This is a genomic window from Mycobacterium sp. 852002-40037_SCH5390672 (genome assembly GCF_001665875.1).
Taxonomy (GTDB): Bacteria; Actinomycetota; Actinomycetes; order Mycobacteriales; family Mycobacteriaceae; genus Mycobacterium.
Genome location: NZ_LZTA01000053.1, coordinates 1 through 810 on the forward strand (window position 1 = coordinate 1; position 810 = coordinate 810).

The following is an 810-nucleotide window of genomic DNA, read 5'->3' on the forward strand; positions in this document are numbered from 1 at the left end:
CGCATGGTGGCGATGATGATCCGCCGGCGAGTCTCCTCGCCGCTGGCACCTACCGGACGCCCGCGTTGCGTCCGCGTCACGGTGCTGTCCCCACTGGTCGCATCCTGTCCGCCGGCCGCCGATCCGACACACCGAATATAATCGGACGATCAATTTCCTTGACGTTGTTGGCGCGAGGTGCGCGGTGCGTGACGAACGGACCGGTGGCGGGGACTGCGCGGTATGACCGTCAAGGCGTCGCAGTTGGGCCGGCCGGTGGGGGCCGACGGTGAGCAGACGCGCGCCCGGATCATCACCGCGGCGATGCGCTGTGTAGCCGAGGCGGGCTACGCCCGGGCGACGATTCGTGAGATCGCTCGCGCGGCCGACATGACCAGTGCGAGCCTGTACAACTACTTCCCGAACAAGTCCGAACTGATGAAGGCCGCGGTGGCGGCGCGAACCGACGTCGCGGTTCCCCGACTGCGGCGGGCGGCCGCCCGCCCGGGCACCGCGGTCACGCGAATAGAAGCGGTCCTCGACGAATCGGGCCGGTTGATGCGCGAGTACCCCGACCTCGCGGCGTTCGAGTGGGTGATCCGGGCGGAGAATGCGATCGCCGTCGATGACACGGCGACGGGCAACTCGGGGTTCCAGGTATTCCGCGAAATCATCGACGGCATCGTCCGGGACGCTGTCCGCGAGGGCGGGCTCGCCCGCCGTGCCGATCGGCACGGCGCCGTCGAGGCGATCTATGCGCTGGCGCGCGGTCTGACGGAACGGGCGGCAAGTCTGGGTCCGGACGAGTACGCCGCAACGCTCGATTCGGCC

1 protein-coding gene is annotated in these 810 nt (G+C 69.3%); it reads left to right on the plus strand.

Features of this window, described 5'->3' with window-relative positions; all coding sequences use genetic code 11:
* Positions 1-222: 222 nt before the first annotated feature.
* A partial coding sequence (locus A5782_RS27260; RefSeq protein WP_067098231.1) for a TetR/AcrR family transcriptional regulator occupies positions 223-810 on the plus strand: 588 nt, incomplete at its 3' end.